This is a genomic window from Cellulomonas sp. Leaf395 (genome assembly GCF_001424125.1).
Classification (GTDB): Bacteria; Actinomycetota; Actinomycetes; order Actinomycetales; family Cellulomonadaceae; genus Cellulomonas.
On record NZ_LMQI01000003.1, the window covers coordinates 279,912 to 297,420 of the forward strand.

29 protein-coding genes are annotated in these 17,509 nt (G+C 69.6%); 27 read left to right on the top strand and 2 right to left on the bottom strand.

The window, feature by feature from the left end:
- Positions 1 to 7: 7 nt before the first annotated feature.
- From rplV to ASG23_RS09250, 26 genes are all read left to right on the top strand, one after another.
- A complete protein-coding gene (gene rplV / locus ASG23_RS09125) occupies positions 8 to 376 on the top strand; it encodes a 50S ribosomal protein L22 (protein WP_055912156.1) in 369 nt (122 codons plus the stop codon).
- Positions 376 to 1,215 (top strand): 30S ribosomal protein S3, encoded by an 840-nt coding sequence (gene rpsC / locus ASG23_RS09130; protein ID WP_056023413.1) that lies wholly within the window; start codon positions 376 to 378, stop codon positions 1,213 to 1,215. Before rplV ends, rpsC begins: the two co-directional genes overlap by 1 nt.
- Positions 1,216 to 1,218: 3 nt before the next feature.
- A complete protein-coding gene (rplP, locus tag ASG23_RS09135) occupies positions 1,219 to 1,635 on the top strand; it encodes a 50S ribosomal protein L16 (protein WP_055912160.1) in 417 nt (138 codons plus the stop codon).
- A complete protein-coding gene (gene rpmC / locus ASG23_RS09140) occupies positions 1,635 to 1,874 on the top strand; it encodes a 50S ribosomal protein L29 (protein WP_056023416.1) in 240 nt (79 codons plus the stop codon). The genes rplP and rpmC overlap by 1 nt, the downstream gene beginning before the upstream one ends.
- 5 nt (positions 1,875 to 1,879) lie before the next feature.
- A complete protein-coding gene (rpsQ, locus tag ASG23_RS09145; RefSeq protein WP_056023419.1) occupies positions 1,880 to 2,173 on the top strand; it encodes a 30S ribosomal protein S17 in 294 nt (97 codons plus the stop codon).
- A 165-nt stretch (positions 2,174 to 2,338) separates the two neighbouring features.
- The gene (rplN, locus tag ASG23_RS09150; protein ID WP_034625870.1) at positions 2,339 to 2,707 is read left to right on the top strand and encodes a 50S ribosomal protein L14; all 369 of its coding nucleotides are present in this window, start codon (positions 2,339 to 2,341) and stop codon (positions 2,705 to 2,707) included.
- 2 nt (positions 2,708 to 2,709) lie between these two features.
- A complete protein-coding gene (rplX, locus tag ASG23_RS09155) occupies positions 2,710 to 3,051 on the top strand; it encodes a 50S ribosomal protein L24 (RefSeq protein WP_055912166.1) in 342 nt (113 codons plus the stop codon).
- On the top strand, positions 3,051 to 3,623 hold the full coding sequence (rplE, locus tag ASG23_RS09160) for a 50S ribosomal protein L5 (protein WP_056023423.1): 573 nt from the start codon (positions 3,051 to 3,053) through the stop codon (positions 3,621 to 3,623). The genes rplX and rplE overlap by 1 nt, the downstream gene beginning before the upstream one ends.
- A 2-nt stretch (positions 3,624 to 3,625) precedes the next feature.
- A complete protein-coding gene (locus tag ASG23_RS09165) occupies positions 3,626 to 3,811 on the top strand; it encodes a type Z 30S ribosomal protein S14 (RefSeq protein WP_028045055.1) in 186 nt (61 codons plus the stop codon).
- A gap of 85 nt (positions 3,812 to 3,896) precedes the next feature.
- Positions 3,897 to 4,295: a 30S ribosomal protein S8 gene (gene rpsH, locus ASG23_RS09170; protein ID WP_055912171.1), complete on the top strand. Its 399-nt coding sequence runs from the start codon at positions 3,897 to 3,899 to the stop codon at positions 4,293 to 4,295.
- 24 nt (positions 4,296 to 4,319) lie between these two features.
- Positions 4,320 to 4,859, top strand: a complete 540-nt coding sequence (gene rplF, locus ASG23_RS09175; RefSeq protein ID WP_056023428.1) for a 50S ribosomal protein L6 — start codon at positions 4,320 to 4,322, stop codon at positions 4,857 to 4,859.
- Between the two features lie 2 nt (positions 4,860 to 4,861).
- Positions 4,862 to 5,233 carry a 50S ribosomal protein L18 gene (gene rplR, locus ASG23_RS09180; protein WP_055912174.1) on the top strand — a complete coding sequence of 124 codons (372 nt, stop codon included), beginning with the start codon at positions 4,862 to 4,864 and terminating at the stop codon, positions 5,231 to 5,233.
- 37 nt (positions 5,234 to 5,270) lie between these two features.
- A complete protein-coding gene (gene rpsE / locus ASG23_RS09185) occupies positions 5,271 to 5,936 on the top strand; it encodes a 30S ribosomal protein S5 (protein WP_055912175.1) in 666 nt (221 codons plus the stop codon).
- Positions 5,936 to 6,118, top strand: a complete 183-nt coding sequence (rpmD, locus tag ASG23_RS09190) for a 50S ribosomal protein L30 (RefSeq protein ID WP_028045050.1) — start codon at positions 5,936 to 5,938, stop codon at positions 6,116 to 6,118. The genes rpsE and rpmD overlap by 1 nt, the downstream gene beginning before the upstream one ends.
- A gap of 2 nt (positions 6,119 to 6,120) precedes the next feature.
- Positions 6,121 to 6,834: a 50S ribosomal protein L15 gene (gene rplO, locus ASG23_RS20280; RefSeq protein WP_200941554.1), complete on the top strand. Its 714-nt coding sequence runs from the start codon at positions 6,121 to 6,123 to the stop codon at positions 6,832 to 6,834.
- 161 nt (positions 6,835 to 6,995) lie between these two features.
- Positions 6,996 to 8,291 carry a preprotein translocase subunit SecY gene (gene secY / locus ASG23_RS09200; protein WP_056023430.1) on the top strand — a complete coding sequence of 432 codons (1,296 nt, stop codon included), beginning with the start codon at positions 6,996 to 6,998 and terminating at the stop codon, positions 8,289 to 8,291.
- On the top strand, positions 8,288 to 8,869 hold the full coding sequence (locus ASG23_RS09205; protein WP_056023433.1) for an adenylate kinase: 582 nt from the start codon (positions 8,288 to 8,290) through the stop codon (positions 8,867 to 8,869). Before secY ends, ASG23_RS09205 begins: the two co-directional genes overlap by 4 nt.
- A 2-nt stretch (positions 8,870 to 8,871) precedes the next feature.
- Positions 8,872 to 9,714, top strand: coding sequence for a type I methionyl aminopeptidase (map, locus tag ASG23_RS09210; protein WP_056023435.1), 843 nt, complete (start codon positions 8,872 to 8,874; stop codon positions 9,712 to 9,714).
- Between the two features lie 311 nt (positions 9,715 to 10,025).
- Positions 10,026 to 10,820, top strand: coding sequence for a hypothetical protein (locus tag ASG23_RS09215; RefSeq protein ID WP_056023444.1), 795 nt, complete (start codon positions 10,026 to 10,028; stop codon positions 10,818 to 10,820).
- 292 nt (positions 10,821 to 11,112) lie between these two features.
- Entirely contained in the window at positions 11,113 to 11,334 is a 222-nt protein-coding gene (gene infA / locus ASG23_RS09220; RefSeq protein WP_013770189.1) for a translation initiation factor IF-1, read from the top strand.
- Between the two features lie 60 nt (positions 11,335 to 11,394).
- On the top strand, positions 11,395 to 11,508 hold the full coding sequence (gene rpmJ, locus ASG23_RS09225) for a 50S ribosomal protein L36 (protein ID WP_013117849.1): 114 nt from the start codon (positions 11,395 to 11,397) through the stop codon (positions 11,506 to 11,508).
- A 186-nt stretch (positions 11,509 to 11,694) separates the two neighbouring features.
- Positions 11,695 to 12,075 (top strand): 30S ribosomal protein S13, encoded by a 381-nt coding sequence (gene rpsM, locus ASG23_RS09230; RefSeq protein WP_056023447.1) that lies wholly within the window; start codon positions 11,695 to 11,697, stop codon positions 12,073 to 12,075.
- Positions 12,076 to 12,135: 60 nt separating this feature from the next.
- On the top strand, positions 12,136 to 12,537 hold the full coding sequence (gene rpsK / locus ASG23_RS09235) for a 30S ribosomal protein S11 (RefSeq protein WP_056023450.1): 402 nt from the start codon (positions 12,136 to 12,138) through the stop codon (positions 12,535 to 12,537).
- A 146-nt stretch (positions 12,538 to 12,683) separates the two neighbouring features.
- Entirely contained in the window at positions 12,684 to 13,694 is a 1,011-nt protein-coding gene (locus ASG23_RS09240) for a DNA-directed RNA polymerase subunit alpha (RefSeq protein WP_056023453.1), read from the top strand.
- A gap of 74 nt (positions 13,695 to 13,768) precedes the next feature.
- Positions 13,769 to 14,305 carry a 50S ribosomal protein L17 gene (gene rplQ / locus ASG23_RS09245; RefSeq protein WP_056023456.1) on the top strand — a complete coding sequence of 179 codons (537 nt, stop codon included), beginning with the start codon at positions 13,769 to 13,771 and terminating at the stop codon, positions 14,303 to 14,305.
- A gap of 106 nt (positions 14,306 to 14,411) precedes the next feature.
- On the top strand, positions 14,412 to 15,143 hold the full coding sequence (locus ASG23_RS09250; protein ID WP_056023459.1) for an alpha/beta fold hydrolase: 732 nt from the start codon (positions 14,412 to 14,414) through the stop codon (positions 15,141 to 15,143).
- 25 nt (positions 15,144 to 15,168) lie between these two features.
- Here ASG23_RS09250 and ASG23_RS09255 read toward each other — a convergent pair whose 3' ends face one another.
- On the bottom strand, positions 15,169 to 15,936 hold the full coding sequence (locus ASG23_RS09255; protein ID WP_056023462.1) for an ROK family protein: 768 nt from the start codon (positions 15,934 to 15,936) through the stop codon (positions 15,169 to 15,171).
- A 105-nt stretch (positions 15,937 to 16,041) separates the two neighbouring features.
- Between ASG23_RS09255 and truA the strand changes: the two genes are divergently transcribed.
- Positions 16,042 to 16,959 (top strand): tRNA pseudouridine(38-40) synthase TruA, encoded by a 918-nt coding sequence (truA, locus tag ASG23_RS09260; RefSeq protein ID WP_056024497.1) that lies wholly within the window; start codon positions 16,042 to 16,044, stop codon positions 16,957 to 16,959.
- 10 nt (positions 16,960 to 16,969) lie between these two features.
- Here truA and ASG23_RS09265 read toward each other — a convergent pair whose 3' ends face one another.
- Positions 16,970 to 17,410, bottom strand: coding sequence for a DUF5709 domain-containing protein (locus ASG23_RS09265; RefSeq protein WP_056023465.1), 441 nt, complete (start codon positions 17,408 to 17,410; stop codon positions 16,970 to 16,972).
- Positions 17,411 to 17,509: the final 99 nt, after the last annotated feature.

Sequence of the window (17,509 nt, forward strand, 5' to 3'; positions counted from 1 at the left end):
GACAGCAATGGAAGCCAAGGCGAAGGCGCGGTTCGTCCGCGTCACGCCCCAGAAGGCCCGGCGCGTCGTGGACCTCATCCGTGGCAAGCAGGCCGGCGAGGCTGTGGCGGTGCTGAAGTTCGCACCGCAGGCCGCGGGGGAGACGGTGCTCAAGGTTGTGGAGAGCGCGATCGCCAACGCTCGGGAGACCGCCAAGCGGTCGAACGAGCGTCTGGACGAGGCGGACCTCTACATCTCCGAGGTGTTCGTCGACGAGGGTCCGACGCTCAAGCGGTTCCGTCCGCGGGCACAGGGTCGGGCCAGCCAGATCCTCAAGCGGACGAGCCACATCACCGTGGTCGTCGCTGAGCGTGAGACGAAGGGACGGGCCCGATAGTGGGACAGAAAGTCAACCCGCTCGGGTACCGCCTGGGCATCACCACCGACCACCGCTCGCGCTGGTTCGCCGACTCGACGAAGCCGGGTCAGCGCTACCGCGACTACGTGGGCGAGGACGTCAAGATCCGCAAGCTCATGGCTACGGGCCTCGAGCGTGCCGGCATCGCCAAGGTCGAGATCGAGCGCACGCGTGACCGCGTCCGCGTCGACATCCACACCGCCCGCCCGGGCATCGTCATCGGGCGTCGTGGCGCGGAGGCCGACCGCATCCGCGGCGAGCTCGAGAAGCTCACGGGCAAGCAGGTCCAGCTGAACATCCTCGAGGTCAAGAACGCCGAGATCGAGGCTCAGCTGGTCGCCCAGGGCATCGCCGAGCAACTGGCGAGCCGCGTCTCGTTCCGCCGCGCCATGCGCAAGGGCATCCAGTCGGCCCAGCGTGCCGGTGCCAAGGGCATCCGCGTGCAGGTCTCCGGCCGCCTCGGTGGCGCGGAGATGAGCCGCACGGAGTTCTACCGCGAGGGCCGCGTGCCCCTGCACACGCTCCGCGCGAACATCGACTATGGCTTCTTCGAGGCTCGCACCACCTTCGGGCGCATCGGCGTCAAGGTGTGGGTCTACAAGGGCGACATGACCGAGAAGGAGTTTGCTCGCGAGCAGGCGACCCAGGCCCCGCGCCCGGCTCGTGGCCCGCGGACGGACCGTGGCGGCGAGCGCAACGACCGTGGCCCCCGGGCCGGCGCTCCTCGTCGCGAGCGCACCGACGCTCCTGAGGCAGCAACCGAGGCCGCCTCCGCTCCGGCGGAGACCCCGGCCCCTGACAGCGGAACGGAGGCCTGAGCCGTGCTTATCCCGCGCAGGCTGAAGCACCGCAAGCAGCACCACCCGGGGCGCTCCGGCGCCGCGACCGGTGGTACCGCGATCTCCTTCGGTGAGTACGGCATCCAGGCTCTCGAGCCCGCCTACGTCACCAACCGGCAGATCGAGGCTGCTCGTATCGCCATGACCCGCCACATCAAGCGTGGAGGGAAGGTCTGGATCAACATCTACCCGGACCGCCCCCTCACGAAGAAGCCTGCCGAGACCCGCATGGGTTCCGGCAAGGGTTCGCCCGAGTGGTGGATCGCCAACGTCAAGCCCGGTCGAGTTCTCTTCGAGCTCGCCGGCGTCCCGGAGCCCCTGGCTCGCGAGGCCATGCGCCGCGCGCAGCACAAGCTCCCGATGAAGACACGTTTTGTGGTTCGCGAGGGTGGTAACTGATGACTATCGGCACCAAGGACCTGGCTCCCAGCGAGCTGGACACCTTCGACGACGAGAAGCTTGTCGCCGAGCTGAAGAAGTCCAAGGAGGAGCTGTTCAACCTCCGCTTCCAGTCGGCGACCGGTCAGCTCGAGAGCCACGGGCGTCTCAAGGCCGTTCGCCGCGACATCGCGCGGATCTACACGATCCTGCGTGAGCGCGAGCTCGGCATCCGTACCGCCCCGAGCGCGAGCGAGTGAGACTGATGGCAGACGAGAAGAACGAGAAGACGACCGCTGTCGCCGAGAAGCGTGGCGACCGCAAGACGCGCCGCGGCTACGTGGTCAGCGACAAGATGGAGAAGACCGTCGTGGTCGAGGTCGAGGACCGGGTCAAGCACCCGCTCTACGGCAAGGTCATCCGGCGGACGAGCAAGGTCAAGGCGCACGACGAGCTGGGCTCGGCGGGCGTGGGCGACCTCGTGGTCATCATGGAGACCCGGCCGCTGAGCGCCACCAAGCGGTGGCGCCTGGTCGAGGTCGTCGAGAAGGCTAAGTAAGCCTCAGCAAGCCAGCAGCACCAGCACGACCCCCAGTTGCCCACGGGCGCCGGGTGGAGTTCGACAGGACGACACCCGGCGCGACGTGTGCATCACGGCAACTATCCGTTCGGCCAGGCTCGAGCCGTTCAGGCCCGAGAACCCGCCAGACGACAGGAGTAGGTAATGATCCAGCAGGAGTCGCGACTTCGTGTCGCCGACAACACTGGTGCCAAGGAGATCCTTTGCATCCGTGTGCTCGGCGGCTCCGGCCGTCGCTATGCAGGCATCGGTGACGTCATCGTCGCCACCGTCAAGGACGCCATCCCCGGCGGCAACGTCAAGAAGGGCGACGTCGTCAAGGCTGTCATCGTGCGCACCCGCAAGGAGCGCCGCCGTCCGGACGGTTCGTACATCAAGTTCGACGAGAACGCCGCCGTGATCCTCAAGAACGACGGGGAACCCCGTGGCACGCGCATCTTCGGCCCGGTGGGCCGCGAGCTGCGCGACAAGAAGTTCATGAAGATCATCTCGCTGGCTCCGGAGGTGCTCTGACCATGGCGAAGATCAAGAAGGGCGACCTCGTGGTCGTCATCTCCGGCCGCGACAAGGGACAGCAGGGCCGTGTGCTCGAGGTCCTCGTCGAGTCGCAGCGCCTCGTCGTGGAGGGTGTCCAGCGCGTCACCAAGCACGTCAAGGCCGGCCAGACGCAGCGCGGCACGCGCACCGGCGGCATCGAGACCATCGAGGCGCCCATCCACATCAGCAACGTGATGCTCGTGGACCCGGAGACCAAGAAGGGCACCCGGGTCGGCTACCGCACCGAGCAGGTCGAGCGCGACGGCCGTACCCGCACCGTCCGGGTCCGCGTCGCCAAGCGCTCCGGTAAGGACATCTGATGACCGAGACGACTCTCACGGCTCCGGCGCTCCCGCGTCTGAAGTCCAAGTACAACGACGAGATCCGCAACGCTCTCTTCGAGCAGTTCTCGCACGAGAACATCAACCAGGTCGCGCGCCTGGTGAAGGTCGTCGTGAACATGGGCGTCGGCGAGGCCGCCAAGGACTCCAAGCTCATCGAGGGCGCGATCCGCGACCTGACCCAGATCACGGGTCAGAAGCCGCAGGTCACCAAGGCTCGCAAGTCGATCGCGCAGTTCAAGCTGCGTGAGGGAATGCCCATCGGCGCCCACGTCACCCTCCGTGGTGACCGTGCCTGGGAGTTCCTGGACCGCCTGCTCTCCACCGCGCTGCCGCGCATCCGTGACTTCCGTGGCCTCTCGCCGCAGCAGTTCGACGGTCACGGCAACTACACGTTCGGCCTCGTGGAGCAGTCCGTGTTCCACGAGATCGACCAGGACAAGATCGACCGCGTCCGCGGGATGGACATCACGGTCGTCACCACGGCTGACACCGACGACGAGGGTCGCGCTTTCCTCAAGCTCCTCGGCTTCCCGTTCAAGGAGATCTGACCATGGCGAAGACCGCCCTCAAGAACAAGGCTGCTGCCAAGCCGAAGTTCGCGGTGCGTGGCTACACGCGCTGCCAGCGTTGCGGCCGGCCCCACTCGGTGTACCGCAAGTTCGGCCTGTGCCGGATCTGCGTGCGCGAGATGGCCCACCGCGGCGAGCTTCCCGGCGTCACCAAGAGCAGCTGGTAATCCCAGAACAACCCAGCAACACGAACGTCGGTAGGTCCCGCTCTTTCGAGGGCGGGATACCCCGGCGAGGAAGGGCACAAGCCCCATGACCATGACCGACCCCATCGCAGACCTGCTCACGCGGCTGCGTAACGCGAACTCGGCTCACCACGACACCGTGCTGATCCCGTTCTCGAAGCTGAAGTCGCACATCGCGGAGATCCTCCAGGCGGAGGGCTACATCACGGGCTGGAAGGTTGAGGACGCCGTCGTCGGCAAGAACCTCATCATCGAGCTCAAGTACGGCCCCAACCGCGAGCGTGCGCTCGCCGGCGTCAAGCGCGTGTCCAAGCCGGGCCTGCGCGTGTACGCCAAGTCGACCAACCTGCCCAAGGTGCTCGGCGGCCTCGGCGTGGCGATCCTGTCCACGTCCTCCGGTCTCCTCACCGACAAGCAGGCCGCCAAGAAGGGCGTGGGTGGGGAAGTCCTCGCCTACGTCTGGTAAGTCCGAGACGGAAAGGAGCTAGCCATGTCCCGAATCGGCAGAGTCCCCGTCCCGGTCCCCACCGGCGTGGATGTCGACATCAACGGTGCGGTCGTGACGGTCAAGGGCCCCAAGGGCACCCTGACGCACACGATCCCCGCACCCATCGAGGTGGCGCGCGACGAGGCAGGTGCCCTCGTGGTGACCCGCCCCGACGACGAGCGCGCCTCGCGCTCGCTGCACGGCCTCACCCGCACGCTGCTGGCGAACCTCGTCATCGGCGTGACGGAGGGCTACGTCAAGAAGCTCGAGATCGTCGGTACTGGTTACCGCGTGGCGGCGAAGGGTGCGGACCTCGAGTTCGCGCTCGGGTTCAGCCACTCGGTCACGGTCAACCCGCCGGAGGGCATCACCTTCGTCGTCGAAGCCCCCACGCGTTTCTCGGTGCAAGGCATCGACAAGCAGCAGGTGGGCGAGGTCGCCGCAAACATCCGCAAGATCCGCAAGCCTGAGCCGTACAAGGGCAAGGGCGTGCGGTACGCGGGCGAGAACGTGCGCCGCAAGGTCGGAAAGGCCGGTAAGTAGCCATGGCTCTCAAGATCCTCGGCAAGGGCAAGCGTGTTGCCCGCCAGCGTCGTCACCTCCGCCTTCGCAAGAAGGTTTCCGGCTCGGCTGCGCGTCCCCGTCTCGTCGTGACCCGGTCCGCCCGGCACATCACGGCGCAGGTCGTGGACGACGGCATCGGCCAGACTCTCGTGTCCGCGTCGACCCTCGAGGCCGACCTGCGTGGCTCGAACGACGACAAGACTGCCAAGGCCCGCAAGGTCGGCGAGCTCATCGCCGAGCGTGCGAAGGCTGCCGGCCTTGACGCTGTGGTCTTCGACCGCGGCGGCAACAAGTACCACGGCCGTGTCGCCGCGGTGGCTGACGGCGCCCGTGAGGGTGGGCTGAAGCTGTGACGACCACGACCTTCCGAACGAAGAAGAGGACTCACTGATGGCTGCTCCTCAGCGCAGCAACACCGGGGCGCCCGCGGGCGGCACCGGCGGAGGCGGCGACCGTCGTGACGGCGGTCGTGGCCGTGACGGTGGCGGCGGCCGTGGCCGCGACGCCGCAGAGAAGAGCGCGTTCCTCGAGCGCGTCGTGACGATCAACCGCGTGGCCAAGGTCGTCAAGGGCGGCCGGCGCTTCAGCTTCACCGCGCTCGTCGTGGTCGGCGACGGCGATGGCACCGTGGGTGTCGGCTACGGGAAGGCCAAGGAGGTGCCCGCGGCGATCGCCAAGGGTGTCGAGGAGGCCAAGAAGAACTTCTTCAAGGTCCCCCGCATCCAGGGCACCATCCCGCACCCCATCCAGGGTGAGGCCGCTGCCGGCGTCGTCTTCCTGCGTCCGGCCTCGCCGGGTACCGGTGTGATCGCCGGTGGTCCGGTGCGCGCCGTGCTCGAGTGCGCCGGTATCCACGACGTCCTGAGCAAGTCGCTCGGCTCGTCCAACGCGATCAACATCGTGCACGCCACGGTCGCGGCCCTGCGTGGCCTCGAGCGTCCCGAGGCCGTGGCCGCGCGCCGTGGTCTCCCGGTCGAGCACGTCGTCCCGGCTGCCCTCCTCCGTGCCCAGGCTGCCGGCCTGGCCGCAGCGGCGGGCTCGAAGGCAGGTGCCTGATGGCTCGACTCAAGGTGACCCAGACGCGTTCTGGCATCGGCGGTAAGCAGAACCAGCGCGACACCCTGCGCACCCTCGGCCTCAAGCGGATCGGCGACGTCGTCGTCAAGGAGGACCGCCCTGAGATCCGCGGCATGGTCAAGACGGTGACGCACCTTGTCGCGGTCGAAGAGGTGGAGTGACCATGGCTGACGAGAACGAGAAGGGCACCGACGAGGTGACGGCCCCGAAGAAGGCCGCCGCCAAGAAGGTTCCCGCGAAGAAGGCTGCCGACGCGGAGTCCGCTCCGAAGGCGACCAAGGCGAAGTCGGAGAAGGCTGCCGACAAGGCCGAGGCGAAGACCGAGGCTGCACCGAAGGCGAAGGCCGCCAAGGCCGAGTCCAAGGCGGCGCCGAAGAAGTCGGTCTCCGCCGCGGCGGCGAAGGCGGCCGAGGCCGCTGCGCAGCCCGGCAACGGCGGCACGCTCAAGGTGCACCACCTCCGTCCGGCCCCGGGCGCCAAGACCGCCAAGACCCGCGTGGGTCGTGGCGAGGCGTCCAAGGGCAAGACGGCCGGTCGTGGCACCAAGGGCACCAAGGCCCGCTACCAGGTGCCGACGCGCTTCGAGGGTGGGCAGATGCCTCTGCACATGCGCCTCCCGAAGCTGCGCGGCTTCAAGAACCCGTTCCGCGTCGAGTACCAGGTGGTCAACCTGGACAAGCTCTCGGCGCTGTACCCGAACGGTGGCGACGTGACTGTCGCCGACCTCGTGGCGAAGGGCGCTGTCCGCAAGGGCGAGCCCGTCAAGGTGCTCGGTACCGGTGAGCTCACGGTCAAGGTCTCTGTCGCGGTCGACGCCTACTCGGCGTCCGCGAAGGACGCGATCGTGGCTGCCGGCGGAAGCGTCGCGCAGGACTGATCGAAGGACGGGACCGGTGGGGACGTAGTTACCCACCGGTCCCGTTCCGTATGTCAGCGGGCATCAGTTAGGGTGCCCCGGTGCTCGCGACTCGTCGCGGGCTGCACGGCCGGAATGGCCCGGTCGTACGAGATGCCGCTCCGGCGGCCCAGGAGGACCAGGTGCTAGGCGCATTCGTGCGGGCGTTCCGAACGCCCGACCTGCGGCGCAAGCTGCTCTTCACCATCGGGATCATGGTGCTCTTCCGTGTCGGCTCGTTCCTGCCGACCCCTGGGGTCTCCTACCCGAACGTGCAGACGTGTATCGAGCAGTCGCAGGGCAACGACCTGCTCGGGCTGGTGAACCTGTTCAGCGGCGGAGCGCTGCTGCAGCTCTCGGTGTTCGCGCTCGGGATCATGCCGTACATCACGGCGAGCATCATCGTGCAGCTGCTCCGGGTGGTCATCCCTCGCTTCGAGGAGCTGCACAGGGAGGGCCAGTCCGGCACCGCGAAGCTCACGCAGTACACGCGGTACCTGACGATCGGCCTCGCGGTCCTGCAGTCGACGACGATCATCACGGTCGCGCGCAGCGGTCAGCTGTTCAGCGGGTGCACGGTCGACGTCATCCCGAACGACTCGTGGCAGACGCTGCTGCTCATGGTGATCACCATGACGGCCGGTACCGGCCTGATCATGTGGCTCGGCGAGCTGATCACCGAGCGCGGCGTCGGCAACGGCATGTCGTTGCTCATCTTCACGTCGATCGCGGCCAGCTTCCCGGGCGCCATGTGGTCGATCGCCGGTGGCGACAACGGCGTCTCGAAGTTCATCGTGGTCATGGCGATCGTCGTCCTGGTCATCGCCCTGGTGGTGTTCGTCGAGCAGTCGCAGCGGCGCGTGCCTGTCCAGTACGCGAAGCGCATGGTCGGCCGTCGCATGTACGGCGGATCGAGCACCTACATCCCGATCAAGATCAACATGGCCGGCGTCATCCCGGTGATCTTCGCGTCATCGCTGCTCGCCGTGCCCGGCCTGCTCGCCCAGTTCGGCGACCCGGCCGCGGGCTGGGTCCAGTGGGTCACGCGCTACCTGGCATCGCCGAGCGCGCCGCTGCACCTGGCCATCTACGTCGTCCTGATCATCTTCTTCTGCTACTTCTACACGGCGATCACGTTCAACCCGGACGAGGTCGCGGACAACATGAAGAAGTACGGCGGGTTCATCCCCGGCATCCGTGCCGGGCGGCCGACCGCCGAGTACCTCGACTACGTCATCTCGCGGATCACCGCGCCCGGTTCGGTGTACCTGGCGATCGTCGCGCTCATCCCGACGATCGCGTTCATCGTGCTCGGCGTCGGGGCGAACATCCCGTTCGGTGGGGCATCGATCCTCATCGTCGTCGGGGTCGGGCTCGAGACCGTGAAGCAGATCGAGTCCCAGCTGCAGCAGCGGCACTACGAAGGGTTCTTGCGTTGAGCACCCGCCTCGTCCTGCTAGGCCCGCCGGGGGCGGGCAAGGGCACCCAGGCCGCGCGGCTCGCCGAGCGGTTCGGCGTGCCGACCATCTCCACCGGTGACCTGTTCCGCGCCAACATCAAGGGCGGCACGCCGCTCGGGCGCACGGTGCAGGAGTACACCTCTCGCGGGGCCCTGGTGCCGGACTCCGTCACCAACGACATGGTGCGCGACCGGCTCGCGCAGGACGACGTCGCGGAGGGGTTCCTGCTCGACGGGTACCCGCGCAACGTCGCACAGGTGGGGGAGCTCGACGCGATCCTTGCCGACGCCGGCCTGACGCTCGACCTCGCGGTGGAGATCACGGCGGACTCGGACATCGTGGCCGAGCGGCTGCTGAAGCGTGCCGAGATCGAGGGCCGCGAGGACGACACCGAGGCCGTCGTCCGGCACCGGCTCGACGTCTATGCCGAGGAGACGGCACCGATCGCGCGGGTGTACTCCGAGCGTGGCCTGCTCGTCCAGGTGGACGGGATCGGGGACGTCGACGCGGTCACCGAGCGTCTGGTGGCGGCGATCGGCGCGACGACCGGGCGCTGACGGTGTTCGGGCGCGAACGGATCGAGTACAAGAGCCCGGACCAGGTGCTGCTCATGCGGCGCGCAGGTCTGGTGGTCGCCGAGGCGCTCGCCGCGGTCCGTGAGCGTGCGACGCCCGGCGTCACCACTGCACAGCTCGACGCGGTCGCGGCGGAGGTCATCGCAGACAACAACGCGACGGCGTCCTTCCTGGGCTACCTCGGGTACCCGGCCACGCTCTGCGTGTCGGTCAACGACGAGGTCGTGCACGGGATCCCGGGTGCCCGGGTGCTCGAGCCCGGTGACGTGGTGTCGATCGACTGCGGCGCGATCGTCGACGGATGGCACGGTGACTCCGCGATCACGGTCGTCCTCGACGGCGCCACGTCGGATGACATCGACCTGGCGGCCACCACCGAGCGGGCCATGTGGGCCGGCATCGCGGCGCTGGCGGGGGCCGAGCGCCTCGGGGCGGTGGGGGAGGCGGTGGAGGACGTCGTCGATGCCGCCGCGTCTGCCGGCCTGAACGGCGGCGCCCGGTACGGGCTCGTCGAGGAGTACGTCGGCCACGGGATCGGCACCTCGATGCACCAGCCGCCGGACGTCCCGAACTTCCGCAGCCGAGATCGCGGTCCGCGGGTCCGACCGGGCCTGTGCGTCGCGGTCGAGCCCATGGTGGTCCGTGGGCAGCGGTTCACGCAGATCCTGGACGACGACTGGACGGTCGTCACGTCCGACGGCTCCCGTGCGTCGCACTGGGAGCACACGGTCGCCGTCCTGGAGGACGGCATCTGGGTGCTCACGGCCGCGGACGGTGGCGCGCAGGAGCTCGGCGCGCGTGGCGTGACGGTCGCCCCGCTCGGCTGAAGGTCCCAGGCGTCCGCACGTGCGGCGCGAGATCCGCCGTGTGCTCGGTTGTCCACAATTCGCCCCTGAGCGGCCGAAACGCACGCGCGACGACCGGTTTGTCGGATACGGTCCTGCCGTGGCGGTGAACTCTCCGCCACGGGTGCTCCCGGGGCCCGCTCGGTCGTCTGATCGGTGCGGTGAGGGGTGTGAGCGCCCGACTCCCGGCAGGCGCGTGGTCAGCGCGCGCCTGCACTCGACGTGATGGGTGACCCATGCAGCGCAGCGTTCTCTCCTCCCTGACCTCCTCCCGTCCTCGTCGGAGCGGCCGCGTGCTCGGCGTCGTCGCCGTGTCCTCGGCCCTCCTCCTCTCGCTCGGTGCGGGCGCGGCCCACGCCACCGGCGGCGGCGACGGCGAGCAGACGCCGCAGCCGTCCCTGTCGGCGAAGCAGGAGACCACCGCCGCGTACGTGTACCGCAAGAAGGACCTCGGCAAGGATGCGGCGTGGAGGAACTCGACCCAGCAGTACCTCGCCGCTACATGGCCGGGCGGGTCCTGGCGCGACGACCTCACCCTCGCGGAGATCCAGGCGGCTCTGCCTGCTGGCGTGACGCTCTGCGGCGAGGGGTGGGGAATCCAGCAGGACAAGGCCTATGGCGACGAGACGGTCTTCACCGAGAGCGCTGCACCGCTCTACCCGGACAACTTCATCGGCTGGTGGGACGAGGAGACCCAGGCAGGCGCGATCTTCGATGCCGAGCACTGGGAGCTGTCGGAGGTGGTAACGCAGACCGTCCCGGAGTGCGGCTCGACGTCGACCCCGACGCCGTCGCAGTCCGTGCCTGCGTCCACGCCGAGCGAGACGTCCACGGCGACACCAACCCCGGTCGCCCAGGTCGCTGACGACCCGGCCCCGGCCTCGACTCCGACGCCGACTGCGGTGGTTCTCGCCCTCACGCCGACCCCCAGTGCGACGGTCTACTCGCAGGTCCTGGCAACCGGCGACACGGGGGGAGCGGCGCTGGCCGCCACCGGCTCGTCGCCGCTGCCGGACATCCTCGCGGGCGGGATCCTCGTGCTCTCGGGTGCCGCCCTGCTCCTGGCGCGGCGCCTCCGCAGCAGCTGATCGAACGTCGGAGGGCCGCCGTCGCACGTGACGGCGGCCCACCGCGCGTCCCCGTGCACCCAGGTCGCAGACGGGCGAGTGAGGTGTGGCGGACCGCACGCGGCACGGGACGGCGGCGGTTTCGTCCCTCGGGCCGGATGGCGTAAGGTTGTCCGTTGGGTGTGCGCCCGGTTCTCGTGGCGCGCTGTGCCCACCGAGATTCCCAGCAGGATCCCACCACGCTGACCCGTCCACTCCTGGGCGGGCCGGCCGATGTGGGCTGATCCATCAGAACCGACAGTTAGCGGAGGATATGGCGAAGAAGGACGGTGTCATCGAGATCGAGGGCAGCGTCGTGGAGGCTCTGCCGAACGCGATGTTTCGCGTGGAGCTCACCAACGGCCACAAGGTACTCGCCCACATCTCGGGCAAGATGCGACAGCACTACATCCGGATCCTCCCCGAGGACCGGGTGGTGGTCGAGCTGAGCCCGTACGACCTGTCCCGTGGCCGGATCGTCTACCGCTACAAGTAACAGCCACTCGATCACGCCGTCAGCCTTTTCAGGGGCGCAACGGCGGCGGAGGAACACGCGATGAAGGTCAAGCCCAGCGTCAAGAAGATCTGCGACAAGTGCAAGGTGATCCGCCGGCACGGTCGCGTCCAGGTGATCTGCGAGAACCTGCGCCACAAGCAGCGCCAGGGCTGATGCCCTGACGCCGGTCCGTCGGACCAGCAGCTCGACCAGCACCACCGGTCCTCCGCGGAGGACCAGCAAGCGCACAGCCACTCCGGCGTTCACCCGCCGGTGCACCCTCGGTCGGAGGCCGGGGCCCGCAGCACGCGGGAGGGCAGTGCGGCAGACCTCCGAAGCAGTTCAGGAGCCACCAGGCACATGGCACGTCTTATCGGCGTCGACCTCCCCCGCGAGAAGCGGCTCGAGATCGCGCTCACCTACATCTACGGGGTCGGCCGTACCCGCGCCCAGGCAACTCTGGCCGCGACCGGCATCAGCCCGGACCTGCGCGTGAAGGACCTCGGCGACGCCGAGCTCGTCGCGCTGCGTGACTTCCTCGAGACGAGCTACAAGCTCGAGGGTGACCTTCGTCGTGAGGTCGCTGCGGACATCCGCCGCAAGGTCGAGATCGGCTGCTACGAGGGCCTGCGCCACCGCCGTGGCCTTCCGGTGCGCGGCCAGCGCACCAAGACCAACGCGCGTACCCGCAAGGGTCCGAAGCGCACCGTCGCCGGCAAGAAGAAGGCCGGGCGCAAGTAGCCCTCCGCCCCGGGCGCCTCGCGCCAGGGCAAGCCGATCAGACCTCGAGAGAAGAAGAGAATGCCTCCCAAGACCCGTTCCGCCGTGCGCAAGCCGCGCCGCAAGGAGAAGAAGAACGTCTCCCACGGCCAGGCGCACATCAAGAGCACCTTCAACAACACGATCATCTCCATCACCGACACGACCGGCGCCGTCATCGCGTCGGCCTCGTCGGGCCAGGTGGGCTTCAAGGGCTCGCGCAAGTCGACCCCCTTCGCGGCGCAGCTCGCCGCCGAGGCGGCCGCTCGTCGCGCCCAGGAGCACGGCATGAAGAAGGTCGACGTCTTCGTCAAGGGCCCCGGCTCCGGCCGTGAGACCGCGATCCGGTCGCTGCAGGCGACCGGCCTCGAGGTCGGCTCGATCCAGGACGTGACGCCCCAGGCGCACAACGGCTGCCGTCCGCCGAAGCGCCGGCGCGTCTGACCGTCGGTTCTCCACCGGGTCGGTGCGCGACCGCACGTCGCGCACCGACCCGGACATCCTTACGTCGACCAGGTGGACCGAGACCAGGCCGGCCCGTAGTACTGCGCAGCGTCATATGGCGGACGCCCGCTGAGAGGAAACACACCGTGCTGATTGCACAGCGCCCCACCCTGACCGAAGAGGTCATCTCGGAGAACCGGTCGCGGTTCTCCATCGAGCCCCTGGAGCCGGGTTTCGGCTACACGCTCGGCAACTCGCTCCGCCGGACGCTGCTGTCCTCCATCCCCGGTGCCGCCGTCACGTCCATCCGGATCGACGGCGTGCTGCACGAGTTCTCCACCGTGCCGGGCGTCAAGGAGGACGTCACCGAGATCATCCTCAACATCAAGCAGCTTGTCGTCTCCTCGGAGAACGACGAGCCCGTCGTGATGTACCTGCGCAAGCAGGGTGCCGGTGAGGTCAGCGCTGCAGACATCGTGCCGCCGGCCGGTGTCGAGGTGCACAACCCTGACCTGCACCTCGCCACGCTCAACGACAAGGGGAAGCTCGAGATCGAGCTGACCGTCGAGCGTGGTCGTGGGTACGTGTCGGCGAACCAGAACAAGTCGTTCGACACCGAGATCGGCCGTATCCCGGTCGACTCGATCTACTCGCCGGTCCTCAAGGTGACCTACAAGGTCGAGGCGACGCGTGTCGAGCAGCGCACGGACTTCGACAAGCTGGTCGTCGACGTCGAGACCAAGTCGGCGATCGGCCCGCGTGACGCGCTGGCGTCTGCCGGCAAGACCCTCGTCGAGCTCTTCGGCCTGGCGCGCGAGCTGAACATCGAGGCCGAGGGCATCGAGATCGGCCCGTCGCCGACCGACGCTGCGCTCGCCGCGGACCTCGCTCTGCCGATCGAGGACCTGCAGCTCACGATCCGCTCCTACAACTGCCTCAAGCGCGAGGGCATCCACTCCGTGGGTGAGCTCGTCGCTCGCTCCGAGGCGGACCTCCTGGACATCCGCAACTTCGGTGCGAAGTCCATCACCGAGGTCAAGGAGAAGCTCGCCGAGCTCGGTCTGACGCTCAAGGACAGCCCGCTCGACTTCGACCCGTCCGCCACCGCCTACTACGGCGACGACGAGGGCGACTTCGTCGAGGACGAGCAGTACTGACGCCGGGGACGTAGACGGTCGGCCTGACAGCCGGCCGTCCACAGCCCATCACTGGAACTCAAGGAGTAAAGACCATGCCTACGCCCACCAAGGGTCCCCGGCTCGGTGGCGGACCGGCGCACGAGCGGCTGATCCTCGCGAACCTCGCGACGTCGCTGTTCGAGCACAAGCGCATCACGACGACCGAGACGAAGGCCAAGCGCCTGCGTCCGCTCGCCGAGCGCCTCATCACGTTCGCCAAGCGTGGTGACCTGCACGCCCGCCGCCGCGTGATGACCGTCGTCAAGGACAAGTCCGTCGTCCACGTGCTGTTCACCGAGATCGCCCCGGCTGTCGCCGAGCGTCAGGGTGGCTACACGCGCATCACCAAGATCGGTCCGCGCAAGGGCGACAACGCCCCGATGGCCGTCATCGAGCTCGTGCTCGAGCCGCTCTCCCCGAAGCAGGCCGTCGTGAAGGAGGCCACCAAGGCCGCCTCGAAGGCCGCGCCGAAGGCGAAGAAGGCCGAGGACAAGCCCGTCGAGGACGCCGTCGTCGAGGACGCCCCGGTCGAGGACGCGGCTGTCGAGGACGCCCCCGTCGAGAGCAAGGATGACGCCGACAAGGCGTGATCTGACAGGTACGTCGAGAAGGCCCGGGACCGACTGGTCCCGGGCCTTCCGTCGTCCCCGGGACAGAGGGACGACCAGAGCGGCAGTCGAGCCTAGAGTCGGACGCATGAGCCTTCCGGTGGTGCTGGTGCACGGGTTGCGGACCTCCCGCACCATGTGGCGGGCGCAGCTGGAGGCGCTGGAACGAGTGGGTCGACGCGCCGTCGCGGTGGACCTGCCGGGCCACGGGACCCGGATCGGCGAGCCGTTCACCCTGGACTCGGCGGTCGACACCGTCGCGGAGGCCGTCGACGGCGTGGGCGGACCGGCGTTCGTCGTCGGGCTCTCGCTCGGTGGCTACGTAGCGATCCGGCACGCGGCGCGCCATCCCGACCAGGTCTCCGGGGTGCTGGCGGCGGCCTGCTCGACGCGGCCGCACCGGGTGCTGGTCGCAGGGTGGTCGTTCGGTGCGCAGGGGATCGCGCGGCTGCCGGACCGCGGTGCGCGCCTGAACCAGTTCTTCGTCGACCTGGCCCTGCCCGCGCCCGCTGCGGCGGACGTCGGTGCCGGGGGGTTCGCGCTCGATGCCACGAACGAGGTCCTGCGGGAGATGGCGGTGGCGACGCCCCTGACCGACCTGGCGCGGATCGAGGCTCCGGTGTGGTTGGTGAACGGCGCGTTCGACCACTTCCGTGGTGAGGAGCGCCGGTTCCTGGCCGCGTGCCGGGACGGGCGGCTGGTGGTGGTGCCGCGCGCGACGCACCTGGTGAGCCTGGTGCAGCCGGCACGGTTCACGCGCGTGCTGCTCGAGGCGCTGGACGAGGTCGAGTCGCGCGCGGCGGTCGCCACCGGGACGTGAGGTACGGCGTGGCCGGGGTGACCCGTCACCTGTCCAGGGACCACGCCCTGACGCCGCCGACGATGCCGGCCTGGTTCGGGACGACGACGACGTCGTCGCCGAGCCGTGCGAGCGTGGTCGCGGTGACCTGACGGGCGTTCCCGCCACCGAGGTACAGCCGGTCCCAGACGAACACCGGCCGGAAGCCGTCCACGACACGGCGGACCCGTCGGGACCAGAGCGCGTCACCGAGCCGTGCGCGCTCAACCTGCCCGATGTACGCGTCGTAGGTGGTGCCCCAGCGCACGGGGGCGTGCGAGAGCTCGAGGTGGGGCGCGAGGACGCCACCGTCGAACAGCGCCGTGCCGAGCCCTGTCCCGAGGGTGAGCACCAGCTCGACGCCGGTCCCCGAGATCACGCCGGCGCCGTGCACCTCGGCGTCGTTCAGGACGAGGGTGGGCAGCCCGAGGCGGGCCTCGACGGCTGCGCGGATGTCGCAGCCCGCCCAGGCGGCAACGAGCGCGGGGTCGATCGCGGTCCGGGGCCCGGAGCGAGTCACGTAGTGGGGGGTCGCGACGACGACGCCGTGCCGGATCATCCCGGGCATCCCCACGGTCACGCGGTCGGCGGGAGGGAGGTCGGCGGCGATCTCCGCGATCGTGGTGACGAGGCGTTCGGGCGGCAGCGGGTAGGGCGTCGGAACCCGGACCGCGGGGGCGTGGAGGGTGCCGGCTGCGTCGAGGACCGACGCCTTGATGCCGCCGCCGCCGCAGTCGACGGCGAGCGTGAACGGGTCGGAGCCGGTAGCGGGCACAGGCCCACGGTAGGCGGTGCCCGACGTGCGGACCGGGATGTGGCGGGTGCGGCCGCGCGGAGACGTGGCGTCGGCCGACTACCGTGTGGACCCGTGAGCGAGAGCATGGACGGCGGGCCCACGGGTGTGCCGACGCAGGAGCCCGCCGTGCGGCTGCGGCTGGATCTGGCCTACGACGGCACCGGTTTCGCCGGCTGGGCGATCCAGCCCGGCCTCAGGACCGTCCAGGGGGTGCTGGAGGCGGCCCTGGGCACCGTCCTGCGCACCGACGGGCCACCGCGCGTGACGGTGGCCGGGCGCACGGACTCCGGCGTCCACGCGCGCGGGCAGGTGGCGCACGTCGACATCTCCACCGGTCTCATCGAGAAGAGCAGCGGCCGTTCGTCGCGCCCGGTGGACGAGGTGCTGCTCACCCGGCTCGGGGGCATCCTGCCGGCGGACCTCGTCGTGCACTCCCTCACGCGGGCGGCCGAGGGCTTCGACGCCCGGTTCTCCGCCCTGCGCCGCCGCTACACGTACCGGATCTGTGACGACGCCGCCCGTCGCGACCCGCTCTCCCGCACGCACGTCCTGTGGCACCGTCGAGGGCTCGACGTCGATGCGATGGCGTCCGCGGCGCGGCCTCTGGTGGGGCGCCACGACTTCGCGTCCTACTGCAAGCCACGCCCGGGTGCGACGACGATCCGCACGCTGGAGGCGTTCGCGTGGTCCCGCCCGGTCGACGGTCCCGACGCCGGCCTGGTGGTCGCGACCGTGCAAGCGGACGCGTTCTGCCACTCGATGGTGCGCTCGCTCGTCGGTGCGAGCCTGGCCGTGGGGGAGGGCCGGCGAGGCTCGGGCTGGCCGGCGGAGCTCCTCGCCGCCCGTCGCCGTGGTGAGGGCGTGCACGTCGTCGCCGCCCACGGGCTCACGCTCGAGGAGGTGGGCTACCCGCCCGACGAGGAGCTGGCTGCGCGAGCGGTGCAGACGCGCGCGCGACGCGCGGCCGAGGACCTCCAGCACGCGGCCGGCTGCTGCGGCTGACGACGCCCAGTCAGACCTCGTCGACGTCGTCGCGGTAGCGGCGGTCGTCGACGTACTCCTCCTCGATGAGGTGCACGGCTGCCTCCTCGGCGCTCGCGGCACCCCCGGAGAAGCCCGCGTCGATGGCGAACCCGTCGGTGCCGCCGGCCTCGACGGCGCCGTCGTCCTCCACCAGGCGACCGGCACGGGACTCGTCGCGCTCGGGGCGTGGCCGCGCCTCCCAGACCTCGGGCTCCTCCTGGCCGATCCGTTGGTCGATCGTCTCGCGGTGAGCCTCTTCCCAGGCCGTCTCGCCGTAGTGGTTAGGGCGCGGCCGGTCCGGGACGGTGTAGCCCTCGTCGAGGAGGTCGTCGACGCCGCGGTCGATCAGGGTGTCCTCGCTGGGCAGCTGGTCGGTGTCGCCCTCGCCGCCGAGCTCGGGGTCGGCGCTGGTGCCAGGAGTCTCGCTCATGCCTCCGACCCTCGCACCGTGCGGGTCCCGGCGCCAGGGGAGTGGGTGACGCCACGGGAATCCGGTGTCCCGGGAGGTCGGCGGCCAGAGACACTGGGC